14 protein-coding genes are annotated in these 14,291 nt (G+C 70.3%); 3 read left to right on the forward strand and 11 right to left on the reverse strand.

The window, feature by feature from the left end:
• Positions 1-167 precede the first annotated feature (167 nt).
• Both IA22_RS0107905 and IA22_RS0107910 read left to right on the forward strand, forming a co-directional pair.
• A complete protein-coding gene (locus IA22_RS0107905) occupies positions 168-1,667 on the forward strand; it encodes an MFS transporter (RefSeq protein WP_030123135.1) in 1,500 nt (499 codons plus the stop codon).
• 79 nt (positions 1,668-1,746) lie between these two features.
• Positions 1,747-2,520 (forward strand): TetR/AcrR family transcriptional regulator, encoded by a 774-nt coding sequence (locus IA22_RS0107910; protein WP_014155111.1) that lies wholly within the window; start codon positions 1,747-1,749, stop codon positions 2,518-2,520.
• 66 nt (positions 2,521-2,586) lie between these two features.
• Here the strand turns inward: IA22_RS0107910 and IA22_RS0107915 are convergent, their stop codons facing one another.
• From IA22_RS0107915 to IA22_RS0107935, 5 genes are all read right to left on the reverse strand, one after another.
• The gene (locus tag IA22_RS0107915) at positions 2,587-3,528 is read right to left on the reverse strand and encodes a D-2-hydroxyacid dehydrogenase (protein WP_014155110.1); all 942 of its coding nucleotides are present in this window, start codon (positions 3,526-3,528) and stop codon (positions 2,587-2,589) included.
• A 7-nt stretch (positions 3,529-3,535) separates the two neighbouring features.
• Entirely contained in the window at positions 3,536-4,006 is a 471-nt protein-coding gene (locus IA22_RS0107920) for a PPOX class F420-dependent oxidoreductase (RefSeq protein ID WP_014155109.1), read from the reverse strand.
• Positions 4,007-4,035: 29 nt separating this feature from the next.
• Positions 4,036-4,851 (reverse strand): YceI family protein, encoded by an 816-nt coding sequence (locus tag IA22_RS0107925; RefSeq protein WP_014155108.1) that lies wholly within the window; start codon positions 4,849-4,851, stop codon positions 4,036-4,038.
• Between the two features lie 182 nt (positions 4,852-5,033).
• Positions 5,034-7,448, reverse strand: coding sequence for an MFS transporter (locus IA22_RS0107930; RefSeq protein ID WP_458575872.1), 2,415 nt, complete (start codon positions 7,446-7,448; stop codon positions 5,034-5,036).
• 101 nt (positions 7,449-7,549) lie between these two features.
• Positions 7,550-8,062: a MarR family winged helix-turn-helix transcriptional regulator gene (locus IA22_RS0107935; RefSeq protein ID WP_014155106.1), complete on the reverse strand. Its 513-nt coding sequence runs from the start codon at positions 8,060-8,062 to the stop codon at positions 7,550-7,552.
• Between the two features lie 327 nt (positions 8,063-8,389).
• Between IA22_RS0107935 and IA22_RS0107940 the strand changes: the two genes are divergently transcribed.
• On the forward strand, positions 8,390-8,605 hold the full coding sequence (locus IA22_RS0107940; RefSeq protein ID WP_014155105.1) for a hypothetical protein: 216 nt from the start codon (positions 8,390-8,392) through the stop codon (positions 8,603-8,605).
• Between the two features lie 240 nt (positions 8,606-8,845).
• On the opposite strand, the gene IA22_RS0107945 is transcribed toward IA22_RS0107940, so the two are convergent.
• The 6 genes from IA22_RS0107945 to IA22_RS0107970 all read right to left on the reverse strand — a co-directional run bounded on the left by IA22_RS0107945 (position 8,846) and on the right by IA22_RS0107970 (position 14,191).
• Positions 8,846-9,712 carry an RNA polymerase sigma factor SigF gene (locus IA22_RS0107945; RefSeq protein ID WP_014155104.1) on the reverse strand — a complete coding sequence of 289 codons (867 nt, stop codon included), beginning with the start codon at positions 9,710-9,712 and terminating at the stop codon, positions 8,846-8,848.
• 234 nt (positions 9,713-9,946) lie between these two features.
• The gene (locus tag IA22_RS0107950) at positions 9,947-10,804 is read right to left on the reverse strand and encodes an RNA polymerase sigma factor SigF (protein ID WP_014155103.1); all 858 of its coding nucleotides are present in this window, start codon (positions 10,802-10,804) and stop codon (positions 9,947-9,949) included.
• 186 nt (positions 10,805-10,990) lie between these two features.
• On the reverse strand, positions 10,991-11,284 hold the full coding sequence (locus IA22_RS0107955; protein ID WP_014155102.1) for a Dabb family protein: 294 nt from the start codon (positions 11,282-11,284) through the stop codon (positions 10,991-10,993).
• 10 nt (positions 11,285-11,294) lie between these two features.
• The gene (locus IA22_RS37070) at positions 11,295-11,459 is read right to left on the reverse strand and encodes a hypothetical protein (protein ID WP_014155101.1); all 165 of its coding nucleotides are present in this window, start codon (positions 11,457-11,459) and stop codon (positions 11,295-11,297) included.
• A gap of 380 nt (positions 11,460-11,839) precedes the next feature.
• Entirely contained in the window at positions 11,840-13,435 is a 1,596-nt protein-coding gene (locus IA22_RS0107965) for an MDR family MFS transporter (RefSeq protein ID WP_086010459.1), read from the reverse strand.
• 108 nt (positions 13,436-13,543) lie between these two features.
• Positions 13,544-14,191: a TetR/AcrR family transcriptional regulator gene (locus tag IA22_RS0107970; RefSeq protein ID WP_014155099.1), complete on the reverse strand. Its 648-nt coding sequence runs from the start codon at positions 14,189-14,191 to the stop codon at positions 13,544-13,546.
• Positions 14,192-14,291 lie beyond the last annotated feature (100 nt).

Raw genomic sequence — 14,291 nt, forward strand, 5'->3', positions numbered from 1 at the left:
GGCGATGACAGGGCGGTGGCCCCGGAGCGGAGGCTCCGGGGCCACCGCCCTGCCGCGTCCCGGGGTGCGGCACCCGGTTAAGCGTTGTACGGCGTACAGGAAATGCCCTACGGTGGCGGTGAGCCATTCCCATACACCGTACAAGAGCACCGGAATCAGGAGCCCGTATGACGGCGACCGCCGCCGAGCAGAACGACCTCGCCCCCGGGGGCGCCCATGCGCGGCGCTGGCTGATCCTCGGTGTCATCTGCCTCGCCCAGCTCACCGTGCTGCTCGACAACACCGTCCTGAACGTGGCGATCCCCTCGCTCACCGCGGACCTCCACGCGTCCACCGCCGACGTGCAGTGGATGATCAACGCCTACGCGCTCGTCCAGTCCGGTCTCGTGCTCACCGCGGGCAGCTCCGCCGATCGCTACGGCCGCAAGAAGATGCTGGTCGCCGGGCTCGCGCTGTTCGGCGTCGGCTCACTGGCGGCCGGACTCGCGCAGTCCTCCGGCCAGCTGATCGCCGCACGCGCGGGGATGGGCGTCGGCGGCGCGCTGCTGATGACGACCACCCTCGCGGTCGTGGTGCAGATCTTCGACGACGCCGAGCGGGTCAAGGCGATCGGCATCTGGTCCACCGTCAGCTCCCTGGGCTTCGCCGCCGGCCCGCTGATCGGCGGGGTGATGCTCGACCACTTCTGGTGGGGCGCGATCTTCCTGGTCAACATCCCCGTCGCGGTCGTCGGACTCGTCGCCGTCGTCCGGCTCGTACCGGAGTCGAGGGACCCCCGGGGCGAGCGCCCCGACCTGGTCGGGGCGGTGCTCTCCACCCTCGGCATGACGGCCGTCGTGTACGCGATCATCTCCGGCCCCGAGCACGGCTGGGGCTCCGCGCAGGTCCTGCTGACCGCGTTCGCCGGGGTCGCCGTCCTGACCGGATTCGTCCTGTGGGAGCTCCATGTCCCTCACCCCATGCTGGACATGCACTTCTTCCGCAACCAGAGGTTCACGGGAGCGGTCGCGGGCGCGATCCTGGTGGCCTTCGGCATGACGGGGTCACTCTTCCTGCTCACCCAGCACCTGCAGTTCGTCCTCGGGTACGAGCCGCTGGAGGCCGGGTTGCGGACGGCTCCGCTCGCCCTCACCGTCGTCGCGCTCAACCTCACGGGCCTCGGCGCCCGGCTCGTGGTGAAGCTGGGGACGCCCGCCGTCATCGCGGCCGGCATGAGTCTGCTGGCCGCCGGACTCGCGGCGATCGCACTGCTCGGCGGACGGGACTACGGCGGCATGCTGCTGGGCCTGCTCATCATGGGAGCCGGTGTCGCGCTCGCCATGCCCGCGATGGCCAACGCGATCATGAGCGCCATCCCGCCCGAGAAGGCGGGCGTCGGCGCCGGGGTGAACGGCACGCTCGCGGAGTTCGGCAACGGGCTCGGGGTCGCCGTGCTCGGCGCCGTCCTCAACTCCCGTTTCGCCGCGCTCGTACCGGGTGCGGTGGGTGCGGCCTCACTGCCCGCGGCGCTCGCCGCCGCCGACGGACCGGCCGAGCGTGAGCGCATCACGGACGCCTTCGCGTCCGGCCTGGAGACCAGCCAACTGGTGGGCGCACTCGCGGTGCTGGCCGGCGGGCTGCTGGCCGGGGCGCTGCTCAGGAGGGCGGAGCGCACCCAGGCGGACTGAGAGGCGCAGGTGGCGGGCATAGCATCGGACAGGGGTGCCGGTACGCAGGAGTGCCACCGCAAGACAAGGAGCGTGCGCCATGGGGTCCGCGGCAGACCGTGTGAAGAACCCATCCCGGGTCAGTGTGTGGCTGGACCGGCGCACACCCTCGCGGACACGCAAGGCGGACCAGCCGGCCGGTCTCGACCGGGACCGGATCACGGCGGCGAGCGTCCGGCTGCTGGACGCCGACGGCCTCGCGAAGTTCTCCATGCGCCGCCTCGCCGCCGATCTCGACGTCACGGCGATGTCCCTGTACTGGTACGTCGACACCAAGGACGACCTGCTGGAACTCGCCCTGGACACCGTCTTCGGCGAGATCCCGGCCGCCACCGAGGACCTCGGCTGGCACGACCGGCTGCGCGAACTGGCCACGAACTACCGGCGGATGCTGGTGCGCCACCCCTGGGTGTCGACGCTGATCGGCAGCTTCCTGAACATCGGGCCGCACTCGATGCTGTTCTCGTACGCGGTCCAGGACGTCATCCGGGCCACCGGACTGCCCCTGGCGAACCGGACGGGCGCGATGTCGGCCGTCTTCCAGTTCGTCTACGGCTTCGGCACCATCGAGGGGCACTTCGTGCAGCGGACGGTGGAGGCGGACCTCAGCCAGGACGAGTACTTCCGGCAGGTGATGGGCACGATCCGCGCGGACCCCGAGATCAAGAGGGCCATGGAGCCTTCCGAGAGCCTGATGGAGGCGCGCGGCGGGAACACCGTGGAGGAGATGCGCGAGCGGGACTTCGTGTTCGCGCTGGACCTCCTGATCGCGGGCATCGAGGCGATGTGCGACCGCGCGTCCCGCCCGGCGTGACCCCCGCCGGAGACCGGCCGGGCGCTCTCCGGGTGTGATCAACCCCGTGGGGGACCGGCGGGCCGCTCAGTAACCGCGTCGGGTGTCCACGGTCAGTGCGGGCGTACGCCCCTCCGCGATCGCGTCCCAGCACGCCTCGAAGTCGGCGACGACGTCCTCGTCGGCCGTGATGCCGGCCGAGTGCGAGGTGATCACCGTGCGCGGCAGCCGCCAGGCGCGGTCCCCCGGACCCGCCGGTTCCTCGGGCAGCACGTCGAGGACGGCCCGGCGCACCGACCCGCCGCGCAGCGCCGTCTCCAGCGCGGCCGTGTCGACGGTCGCGCCCCTGCCCACGTTGACGAAGGTGGCGCCCCGCATCGCGGCGAACCTGGCGCCGCCGAAGAAGCCCTCCGTGGCGCCGGTCAGGGGCAGGGTGGACACCACCCACCGGGCGTCCGCCAGCGCCGCGGTCTCTTCCTGCGACCCGGCCGTGACGACCCGGTCGAAGCCCGTCGGCAGGGCCCCGGGGGCGGTGCGGGACACGCCCACCGTGCGCACGGAGCAGGCCCGCAGCAGGACCGCGACCGCGGAACCGATGTGCCCGGTGCCGTGGATGACCGCGGTCCGGCCGGCGGCGAGTTCGGACGGCAGCCGGCGCCACTCCGCACGGGCGTGCTGGGCGGTGTGCTCCGGGACCGACTGGCACTCGGCGAGCACCCAGGCCAGCGTGTACTGGGCGATCCGCTCGCCCATCCGGCCCACGGTCCGGGTCAGCAGGGCGCCTTCGGGCCAGGGCCCGGCGGCGAGGAGGGCGTCCGTGCCCGCGTTGACGCTGTGGAACCACAGCAGCTCGGGCGTCCGCAGTGCCTCGGGCAGGGTGTCGCCCACGTACACGAAGGGCCCGGTGGTGTGACCGGGTCCGGCCGGCCGCCCGGTGATCCGTTCCAGCTCACGGACCACGGAGGGCCCCACGGACGGGGAGGTGAGCAGGCGGGCGCGGGCGAGCGTGCCGGGGTGGGGCGGTTCCATCGCCGCGTCAGCCGCCGCCGGCCAGGTGGGCCGGGAAGCCGCCGGTGGCGACCGGGCCCCAGCGCTCCGGGGTGATCCGGATGATGGACTTCCCCTGCTTGAGCATCGCCGCCCGGTACTCGTCCCAGTCGGGGTGCTCCCCGGAGATGTTCCGGAAGTACTCGACGAGCGGCTCGACCGAATCCGGTGAGTCGATCACCTCGGCCGAGCCGTCGACCTGGACCCACGGGCCGTTCCAGTCGTCCGACAGGACGATCACGCTGACCCGCTCGTCCCGCTTCGCGTTGCGGGTCTTGGCCCGTTCGGGGTAGGTCGAGACGACGATGCGTCCGGCGTCGTCGACGCCGCAGGTGAGCGGGGAACCCTGGGGGCGGCCGTCGGCCCGGGTGGTCAGCAGGATCGCCCGGTGCCTGGGCCGCACGAAGTCCAGGAGTTCCCCGAGCTCCACGGCGGTGTTGGTCGCGATGTTGGGTGCCATACCGGCAACCCTAGGCCCTCCCGCGGGGCTTATCCGGGGATGGAGTCGCCCTGGACCGCCTGGATGTCGAGCTCCACCCGGAGGGTCGTGCCGATCGCGGAGATGCCCGCCTGCAGAACCTGGTTGTAGTTCATGGCGAAGTCCTCGCGGCGCAGCTCGGCGGTGGCGTGGAAGGCCGCGCGCACCCCGCCCCACGGGTCGGGGCCGGTGCCCAGGTAGCTGAGGTCGAGGTCGATGTCCCGCGCGATGCCGTGCATGGTGAGCACACCGTGGACCGTCCAGCGGTCGGGACCCGCGGGGGTCAGCGCACGGGACCGGTAGGTGATCTCCGGGAAGACCTCGACGTCCAGGAAGTCCGCCGAGCGCAGGTGCTTGTCCCGCATGGCGTTGCCCGTGTCGATGCTGGTGGAGGAGATGGACGCCTCGACCCGGGAGCGCTGGACGTCCTCGGCGATCTCGATGCGGCCGCCGAACTCGGTGAAGCGGCCGTGCACGCTGGAGATCCCCAGGTGCTGGGCGACGGCGGCCACCGAGGAGTGCACCGGGTCCAGCGACCAGGTGCCCGGAGGCGGCAGCTCCACGCCGCCCTGCCGGGCCAGGACGACGGTCCCGGCCTCGACCCGGCCGCTGGCCGTGACGAGTGCGGTGGACGCGGCGGGGGCGTACCCCACCGCCGTGACGATCACCGTGTACGCGCCGGCCTGGAGGAGATCGTCGGTGCGGACGGCCCCGTTCTCGTCGGCTGCGGCACGGAGCACCTGGGTGCCCGTCATGTCGGTCACCGTGACGACGGCGTGCTGGACCGCCCAGCCGTCCCGCGTACGTACCTGTGCGCGAAGTCCCATCCCGTGTTCTCTCCTTGCTCAAATCACTCGTGAAGCAGCGACTCAATGAGTCGGGCCCCGGGCGGGATCGGCAGGCCGTCCCCTGCCTGCCGATCCCACCGCGGGGCCCATTTCCGCCGGCGGCCACAGCCTCTCCGCTCGAAGCGCTGTACCGCCAGGGGTCTTTGTGTAACTTCCGGTTCTTACTCGCCCGGGTGGGCGAGCTCGATGTCGTGACCGTCGATCCCGCTGCCGTTCACCGTCAGCGAGCCGGCCACCGGCGGGTAGCCGGTCGCGATCACGGAGTACTCACCGGCGTCCAGGTCGGTGAAGGCGTACACGCCGTCCTCCCCGGTCGTCGACGTGGCGACCACGTTGCCGGCCGCGTCGATCAGCGTGACCCGGGCGTCGTTCAGCGGTGCCCGGCCGGAGCCGGCCCTGACGACGCCCCGGACCAGCGCGCCGGAGCGCAGGGACACGTCGACCCGGGTGACACCCTGGCCGCCGACCTCCACCGGCAGGGCCAGCGGACGGTAGCCCGCTGCCGTGACGGCGACGGTCACCGAGCCGGGGACGAGCTCACCGAAGGTGAACTCGCCCGCCTCGCCGGAGACACCCGTGGCCAGCACGTCGCCGCGCACGTCGGTCACGAGGACCATGGCGCCCTGGACGGGGGCGTTGCCCTCGTCGGTCCGTACGGTCCCGGAGAGACCGCTCGTACCGGCGAGCAGGATGTCGAAGGCCAGCGGCTCGTCGCCGACGACGACGGTGGACGCCTGCGGCTGGAAGCCGTCGGCGGAGGCGATCAGGACGTAGCTGCCGGAGCCGGGGGCGTCCAGCACGTAGCCGCCGTCGGCCTGGGCGACGGAGCGCCCGAGCTGCCGGCCGCCCAGCGAGATCAGTGTGACGGCCGCACGGGCGACGGGTGCGCCCTCGGCGCCCCGCACCACACCGCGTACAGGGGTTCCCCGGACGGTCGGCGTGCCGGTGGCGGCCGGCTCGTCGGAGGTGTCGACCGAGGTGACCCCGGCCGTTCCCTCGGCGAGCAGCGCGGTGCCGGTGGTGGCCTCGACGGACTCCGTCGCGGCGGAGACCTCGGCCGGGGCGTCGTCGTTGCCCGCCCTCGTCTTCAGGGCGACCTCCTTGATGAAGAGGGTCAGGACGAAGGCGACCAGCGCGGCGGGCGCGGCGTACAGGAAGACGTCGGCGACACCGTGGCCGTAGGCGACCTCCATGACGGTGCGGAACGGAGCGGGGAGCTTGTCCAGGTCGGGGATGCCCCCGCCGCCCGTGCCGCCGTGACCGAAGGCGGCGCCCTCGGGGCCGAGGTCGGCGAGGCCGTCCTTGACGTAGTGGGTGACGCGGTTGCCCAGGACGGCACCCAGCGCCGAGACGCCGATCGCACCACCGAGGGAACGGAAGAACGTCACGACGGAGCTGGCCGCGCCCAGGTCGGAGGGCGCCACCTGGTTCTGCGTGGCGAGCACCAGGTTCTGCATCATCATGCCGATGCCGAGGCCCATGACGAACATGAAGATCGCGATGTGCCAGTACTCGGTGTCGTACCGGATGGTGCCCAGCAGTCCGAGGCCCGCGGTGAGCAGGAAGCCACCGGATACGAGCCAGGCCTTCCAGCGGCCCGTCTTGGTGATGATCTGACCCGACACGGTCGAGGACAGGAACAGTCCGGCGATCATCGGGATGGTCATGACGCCGGACATCGTCGGCGACTTGTCCCGCGCCAGCTGGAAGTACTGGCTGAAGAAGACGGTGCCCGCGAACATTCCGATGCCGACGAACAGCGAGGCCGCGGAGGCCAGCGTGATCGTGCGGTTGCGGAAGAGGCGCAGCGGGATGATCGGCTCGCTGGCCTTGGACTCGATCAGCAGGAACAGGGCGATGAGGACGACGGTGCCGGCGAGCATCGTCCAGGTCTGCCAGGAGATCCAGTCGTACTTGTCACCGGCGAAGGTCACCCAGAGCAGCAGCAGCGAGACCGCGGCGCTGATGAAGAACGCGCCGGACCAGTCGACCTTGACCTCGCGCTTGACCACGGGGAGCTTCAGGGTCTTCTGGAGCACGATGAGGGCGATGACCGCGAACGGCACGCCCACGTAGAAGCACCAGCGCCAGCCCATCCAGCTGGTGTCGGTGATGACACCGCCGAGCAGCGGGCCGCCGACGGTGGCGACGGCGAAGACCGCGCCGAGGTAGCCGCTGTAACGCCCGCGCTCGCGCGGGGAGATCATCGCGGCCATCACGATCTGGGCGAGGGCGGAGAGTCCGCCGACGCCGATGCCCTGGACCACGCGGCAGGTGATGAGCATGCCGCTGCTGGTCGACAGGCCGGCGACTATGGAGCCGCCCACGTAGATGATCAGGGCGATCTGGACCAGCAGCTTCTTGCTGAACAGGTCAGCGAGCTTGCCCCACAGCGGGGTGGTGGCGGTCATGGCCAGCAGCGAGGCCGTGACGACCCAGGTGTAGGCGCTCTGGCCGCCGCCGAGGTCGGAAATGATCTCCGGCAGGGCGTTGGAGACGACCGTGGACGACAGGATCGCGACGAACATGCCGAGCAGCAGCCCGGTCAGTGCTTCCATGATCTGCCGGTGTGTCATCGGCGCGCCCGAGGGGGCTTCGACGGCCCCGTGCTTGGCGTGGCCGCCCCGCACACCGGATGGTGTGGTCGTAGCCATTTAAATCCTTGTCTTTGCTTCTGTTACACAGGTGTACGGGTGTGTGCGTCGTCGGCGTGCCCGGCGCGGCAGTCGCCGCTGTGCTTTCCGGGGGGACACCCTCCGGAGCCGCGGCAGGAGAAGCTGTCGCGCAGCCGGGACAACAACGTGTTGAGCTGTCCGACGTCTTCGTCGGACCAGTCGATGAGGTTGTGGGCGAACATCTCCGTGGTCCGCCGGGTCAGCTCGTCGAGCAGTTCCTCGCCCGCGGGGGTCAGCCGCAGGATGCGGGACCGCTTGTCCGCCGGGTCCGCGAACCGCTCGACCCAGCCGCTCTCCACCGCGTGAGTCACATGACGGCTGGTCACCGACATGTTGACGGACAGGAGTTCGGCGAGCCGGGTGATCCGCATCTCGCCGTACCTGGCCAGCAGCGTCAGCACGCCGGCGGAGCCACCGGGGCACTCGGCGGGCAGGATGCGGACGAGCCCCCGTTTGACGGCTCCGACGGCGCTGAGCTGCCGGGCCAGTTCTTCGTACTGGCTCCGTGCTGCCACTGACCCTCCAGGACGTCTCGCGAGGTCATCTTGTTGCTTAGGGCAACGATAGAAGCAGTTGGTTGCCGCAGGCAAACGAAATGGGGCTTGCAGAAGTAAAGGAACGCAAAAGGCTGCGTAGGGGCCCGGTCAAGCGTGCAGCGCACGGGGGGTGGGCCACGCCGACTGTGTTCCCCGTCACGGTGCGCGGCCCCTGGCCGGGGTCGTGGGAGCGGTGCGGAACGCGTCGGCGGACCGCCGGGCGGCGCGTGGAGGCGGAGGAGGAGCATCGACCGCCGGGGGCCCGGGGGTTGGGCGGAAGGCCCGGGTTCGCTAGGGTCCTGGACCATGGCACACAACCCCCACGCCCCGCAGCCGGGCCCCGAGGGCACTCACGACCCGGCGGGCAGCACGCAGATGTTCCGCGCCTTCGTCGACGAGGGCGAGCCGCAGCGCGGTCCGCAGCCCGCCGCGACCTCGTCCGGCTCGAAGAACGGGGTGATCCTCGCGATCGTCGCGGTCGTCCTCGTCCTCGGCGCCGTCGCCTGGCTCGCACTCGGCTGACCGACCCGTCACCGGCGGGTCCCGTCGCCCCGTCCGGGGTCCGAGGGCCCGCCCCGGCGTCCACGTCATGTGTACGCCGCCTGCCCGCACCGCTCCCGTGCCGCCCCGTCGGCGCGGGAGCGTTCGCCTTCCCGGCGCGGTAGGGGCCTCCCGGACACGGCGAGGCCGCCGGGGAGGCTGTCGTTCTTCCCCGGCGGCCGGTGAGCCTCGGTGAGCCGTCCGTACGGACCCCGCACGGGGTCAGTCGGCGATGAGCCCCTCCCTGAGCTGGGTGAGCGTCCGGGTCAGCAGCCGGGAGACGTGCATCTGCGAGATGCCGACCTCCTCGCCGATCTGCGACTGCGTCATGTTGGCGAAGAAGCGCAGCATGATGATCTGCCGCTCGCGCGGGGCGAGCTTGGCCAGCAGCGGCTTCAGCGACTCGCGGTACTCCACGCCCTCCAGCGCCGCGTCCTCGTATCCCAGGCGGTCCGCCAGCGAGCCCTCGCCGCCGTCGTCCTCGGGGGACGGGGAGTCCAGGGACGAGGCCGTGTAGGCGTTGCCCACGGCCAGGCCGTCGACCACGTCCTCCTCGGAGACCCCGAGCGCCTTGGCCAGCTCCGGCACCGTCGGCGAACGGTCGAGCTTCTGGGCGAGCTCGTCGCTGGTCTTGGTGAGGGCGAGCCGCAGCTCCTGGAGCCGGCGCGGCACCCGCACGGACCACGAGGTGTCGCGGAAGAAGCGCTTGATCTCCCCCACGACGGTCGGCATCGCGAACGTCGGGAACTCCACGCCCCGTTCGCAGTCGAAGCGGTCGATCGCCTTGATCAGGCCGATCGTCCCGACCTGGACGATGTCCTCCATGGGTTCGTTACGGCTCCGGAACCGTGCCGCCGCGTACCGCACCAGCGGGAGGTTGAGCTCGATGAGTGTGTCCCGCACATAGGCCCGCTCGGGGCTGTCCGTTCCGTCGGGACCCGAGGCGGGGCCCAGTGCGGCAAGCCGCAGGAACAGGGAGCGGGACAGGGTGCGGGTGTCGATGGCTTCCGGCGAGCTGGTGAGCACGGCGGGTGCCGGCACGCTCTTCGTGAGCGTGAGCACCTTCGAGCTGCCCTGTTCTGTGGACATGCCACCCCCTTGAGGTCGCGGACGGTCGCGGTGGCCACGACCATCGGAGGAACGCAGCCTCCACCTGAATACCGGAGGTGGAGCTGCGGCAAACGCGGTTCCAGCAGAATGTCACATGTCGGCAACACGCTGTAGTGACATGTCGACAAGTCAGCGGCGAAACCGTGCAGGAAACAGGGGGTGTGCGGCTTTTACGCCCCCGGATCCAGCCCTCGTGGGGTCTACCCGTTCTGACTACGCTTCGATCCTGTTTGCTGATCGCAGACGGGCGAAACTTCTGGCCAGAAGCCTTGACACATGCATCTGGGAGACGCCCAGTTCGGCACTGATCTGCGACTGCGTCAGGTTGTTGTAGTAGCGCAGCAGCAGGATCCGCTGCTCGCGCTCGGGCAGCTGTACGAGCAGGTGCCGTACCAGGTCGCGGTGTTCGACCCCGGCGAGGGCCGGGTCCTCGTAGCCGAGCCGGTCCAGCAGTCCGGGCAGCCCGTCGCCCTCCTGGGCGGCTTCCAGCGAGGTCGCGTGGTACGAGCGGCCGGCCTCGATGCAGGCGAGGACCTCGTCCTCGGAGATCTTCAGGCGCTCGGCGATCTCCCCCGTGGTCGGCGAGCGGCCGTGAGCGGTCGTCAGGTCCTCGGTGGCGCCGGTGACCTGGACCCAGAGCTCGTGCAGCCGCCGCGGCACGTGCACGGTCCGTACGTTGTCCCGGAAGTAGCGCTTGATCTCGCCGACCACCGTGGGCATGGCGAACGTGGGGAACTGGACGCCGCGTTCCGGGTCGAAGCGGTCGATGGCGTTGATCAGGCCGATGGTGCCGACCTGGACCACGTCCTCCATCGGCTCGTTGCGGCTGCGGAAACGGGCCGCCGCGTAGCGTACGAGCGGCAGGTTCGCCTCGATCAGCGCGGTGCGCACCCTGTGGTGCTCCGTGGTGCCGGGTTCGAGGCCCTTGAGGCGGCCGAACAGGACCTGGGTCAGTGCCCGGGTGTCGGCGCCCCGGGTCCTGGCGGGCGCGGCGGGGTCGGGGGTCTCGGTCTGGATGTCGTCCGTCTGGACGTTCTGGGGCGGGACTTGAGGCGCTGTACTGGCCGGCACGGTGTCGCCACCCCTTTGCGGTCAACTACGGTCAACTCATCCGTCAAAAGCGGTCATAGCATCACAAGACATGTCCACTGTGTGCAAGCACCGCATGGATCCGTGTTGGGGGTGTTGGGGTTTAAACATGACGAAAAGCCCCTCCCCGCACGGGGAGGGGCCGGTGGGGCCGGAGATCCGAAAGAGTCAGAAGGGGTAGTCGGCGATCACCCAAGTGGCGAACGCGCGCCACTGTCCGGCCGCGGCCTGGTGGTCGGGGTGCTCGATGTACCGCAGGAGCGCGTCCTCGTCGGCCACCGCCGAGTTGATGGCGAAGTCGTAGGCGATCGGCCGGTCGGTGATGTTCCAGGCGCACTCCCAGAACTCCAGCTCGGGGATCTTCCCGCCCAGCTCCCGGAAGGCCTCCGCGCCCGCGACGACCCGCGGGTCGTCCCGCTCGACGCCGTCGTTCAGCTTGAACAGGACCAGGTGGCGGATCATGGTGGTTCTCCTACTTCACGAGCTCGGACATGAAGTCTCCGACGCCCTGGGCGGCGCTCGAAACACCCTCGAACCCTATTTGAACGAGGTCGGCGCTCCGCTCCGGAGAGGTGATGATCGTGTACAGCACGAAGACCACAATCATGTAGAGCGCGATCTTCCTCGCTTGCACCACAGCCCCGCCCCTCCCCTTCGATCACCTGTGCAGTCGGGTGATTCTAGCCGCACGAACGGCCGTATCCGCTGGCCGTTCGCGATCACTGATGTGGCTTTTAGGGTCCAAGGACCCGTCGATTCGGGTCCTTTGTCGGCAGGCGCGGCTTACGGCAGGAGGGAGTATGGGCAGTGGGTCCGCCGTACCGGCAGGAATGCGCGGACCCAGGAACGGGACCTCCACGAGGTTCCCACCGCGTGCTTCCCCCCTGACCGCGGCGGAGACCTCCGGTCCCCGTTCTCACCGGGGGAAGCGGCTTGTCCCCCCGATGCCGCTTCCCCCGACCTCACGTACGAAGGGCCCGGCGCACAGCGCCGGGCCCTTCGTGCCGTCCGTCCGGGTCAGTCCTTCTTCAGGCCGACCGTGCCGGGGGCGGAACCGTCGCGGGGCGCCGGGACGGTGGCGGCGGTGACCACCGCGGCGTCCTCGGCGGCCAGGCGTTCCATGCCGCTCGTCGTCTTGAGGGGCTTCTCCTTGATGAAGAGCACCGCGACGAGTCCGAGGAAGGCGAACGGGGTGGCGATGAGGAAGAGGTCGCCGGTCGCGACGCCGTAGGCGTGCTCGACGATGTTCTTCAACGGCTCGGGCAGCGTGGTCATGTCGGGCACGGCACTGCTGTGTCCGCCGCCGGTCGCCGGGATGCCGTTCTCCGCGAGCCCCTTGGTCATCTCGCTGGCCACCCGGTTGGCGAGGATCGCGCCGAGCACGCTGGTGCCGATGGTGCCGCCGAGGCTGCGGAAGAAGGACAGCACCGAGGTCGCCGCGCCCAGCTCGTGCGCCGGGACGTCGTTCTGCGCGGCGAGCACGAGGTTCTGCATCAGCATGCCGACGCCGATGCCCATGAAGGCCATGTAGACGCTGAGCAGACCGAAGTGCGTGTCCGCGTCGATGGTCGAGAGCAGGCCGAGGCCGGCCGTCATGACGACGCCACCCGCGACGAGGTAGATCTTCCACTTGCCGGTGGCGGAGATGATCTGCCCGGCGACGGTCGAGGAGACCAGCAGACCACCGATGAGCGGGAGGCTCATGAGGCCCGCGACGGTCGGGGACTTGCCCAGCGAGATCTGGAAGTACTGGGAGAGGAACACGGTCCCGGCGAACATCGCGATACCGACGAAGAAGCTCGCCAGGGTCGTGAGCGACACCGTGCGGTTGCGGAAGATGTCCAGCGGGATGATCGGCTCCGCGGCCCTGGACTCGACGAAGACCGCCGCCACCAGGAACACCACGCCGGTGGTGACCAGCGCGGCCGTCTGCCAGGACGCCCAGTCGAAGCTGTTGCCCGCGAGCGACGTCCAGATCAGCAGCGCGCAGACACCGGCGACGATCAGGAAGGCGCCCAGCCAGTCGATCCTGACCTGACGGCGCACGGTCGGCAGCTTCAGGGTGCGCTGCAGCAGCACGATCCCGGCCAGTGCGAACGGCACACCGATGAAGAAGCACCAGCGCCAGCCGAGCCAGGAGGTGTCCACGAGGACACCGCCGATCAGCGGTCCGGCGACCGTGCCCACGGCGAACACCGCGCCGAAGATGCCGGCGTACTTGCCGAGCCGGCGGGGCGGGATGATGGCGGCCATCACGATCTGGGCCAGCGCCGTCAGACCACCGGCGCCGATGCCCTGGATGACGCGGCTGATGATCAGGGTCACGACGTCCTGGGAGAAGCCGGCCACGAGGGAACCGACCACGAACAGACCGAGTGAGAGCTGGAGCAGCAGCTTCTGGTTGAACAGGTCGGCGAGCTTGCCCCAGAGCGGCACGGTGGCCGTCATCGCGAGCAGTTCGGAGGTCACGACCCAGGTGTACGAGGACTGGCTCGCACCGAGGTCGGCGATGATCCTCGGCAGGGCGTTGGCGACGACCGTGCCCGCGAGGATGGCGACGAACATGCCCGCCATCAGGCCGGACATCGCCTGCAGTATCTGACGGTTGGACATGGAGGTGGGCGCCTGCTCGGGCGCCTCGGTTGCGGTCACGGTGTCCTTCTTCGGTTCTGTGGCTGAGCAGGATCGGTGGCGCGTGGGGCTCACCGGAGGCCGGACGGACTACGCCGACGGCCGCGGGAGGCCTTGCGCCAGCTGGGCGAAGACCTCCTGGAAGGTGTTCGCGAGTACGTTCTCGCCGGGGTGGTCGCACCAGTGCTCGATGGCGACCCGCAGGGCGGTCTGGGTGACGGCGGCGAGCAGGCGGGCGAAGAGATCGGTGCCGGAGGGCCCCTCCGTGCCCGGCCGCGTGGCGTCGAGCCAGTCGGTGATGGCGACGGCCAGAGCCCGTTCCTCGGCCACGTGGGCCTTGAGGCCGCGGTGGATGAGGTGCGGTGACCGCTGGAGCACCTTGGACTGGAGGGCCCACAGCTCCTGACGGGCCTCGAACCCGTCCAGCTCGGTGACGAGGGCCTCGCGCACGACGTCGAGCGGCGGCCGGTCGGCGGGAGCGCGGCGCACGGACTCCCTGATCCGCTCGCCCACCTCGTCGTCGACCAGGACGAACGCGTCGTCGTGGCTGGGGAAGTAGTTGAAGAACGTACGCGGTGAGACGCCTGCGGCCTCGCTGATGGCCTCGACGGTGACGTTCTCGACCCCGTGCTCGGCGGCGAGCCGCACGGCGGCCTCGGCAAGGGCCCTGCGCGTGGCCTGCTTCTTGCGCTCCCGAAGCCCGGGTGCGGATGTCCTCGTCTTCGGCACAACGTGCATAGTAGGCAAAGATGCACAGCCTGCAAAATTATTTAGGGCGGGGTTGAAGGCCCCGAAAGCCGCCCGGAACGCAGTGAAGGGACCGACCCTGACGGGTCGG

Origin of the sequence: Kitasatospora papulosa (assembly GCF_000717245.1) — a bacterium.
Taxonomy (GTDB): Bacteria; Actinomycetota; Actinomycetes; order Streptomycetales; family Streptomycetaceae; genus Streptomyces; species Streptomyces papulosus.

Coding starts and splice junctions, on each gene's coding strand:
- IA22_RS0107905 (WP_030123135.1), top strand. CDS start 168: ATGACGGCGACCGCCGCCGAGCAGAACGACCTCGCCCCCGGGGGCGCC.
- IA22_RS0107910 (WP_014155111.1), top strand. CDS start 1,747: ATGGGGTCCGCGGCAGACCGTGTGAAGAACCCATCCCGGGTCAGTGTG.
- IA22_RS0107915 (WP_014155110.1), bottom strand. CDS start 3,528: ATGGAACCGCCCCACCCCGGCACGCTCGCCCGCGCCCGCCTGCTCACC.
- IA22_RS0107920 (WP_014155109.1), bottom strand. CDS start 4,006: ATGGCACCCAACATCGCGACCAACACCGCCGTGGAGCTCGGGGAACTC.
- IA22_RS0107925 (WP_014155108.1), bottom strand. CDS start 4,851: ATGGGACTTCGCGCACAGGTACGTACGCGGGACGGCTGGGCGGTCCAG.
- IA22_RS0107930 (WP_458575872.1), bottom strand. CDS start 7,448: ATGACACACCGGCAGATCATGGAAGCACTGACCGGGCTGCTGCTCGGC.
- IA22_RS0107940 (WP_014155105.1), top strand. CDS start 8,390: ATGGCACACAACCCCCACGCCCCGCAGCCGGGCCCCGAGGGCACTCAC.
- IA22_RS0107945 (WP_014155104.1), bottom strand. CDS start 9,712: ATGTCCACAGAACAGGGCAGCTCGAAGGTGCTCACGCTCACGAAGAGC.
- IA22_RS0107955 (WP_014155102.1), bottom strand. CDS start 11,284: ATGATCCGCCACCTGGTCCTGTTCAAGCTGAACGACGGCGTCGAGCGG.
- IA22_RS0107965 (WP_086010459.1), bottom strand. CDS start 13,435: ATGTCCAACCGTCAGATACTGCAGGCGATGTCCGGCCTGATGGCGGGC.
- IA22_RS0107970 (WP_014155099.1), bottom strand. CDS start 14,191: ATGCACGTTGTGCCGAAGACGAGGACATCCGCACCCGGGCTTCGGGAG.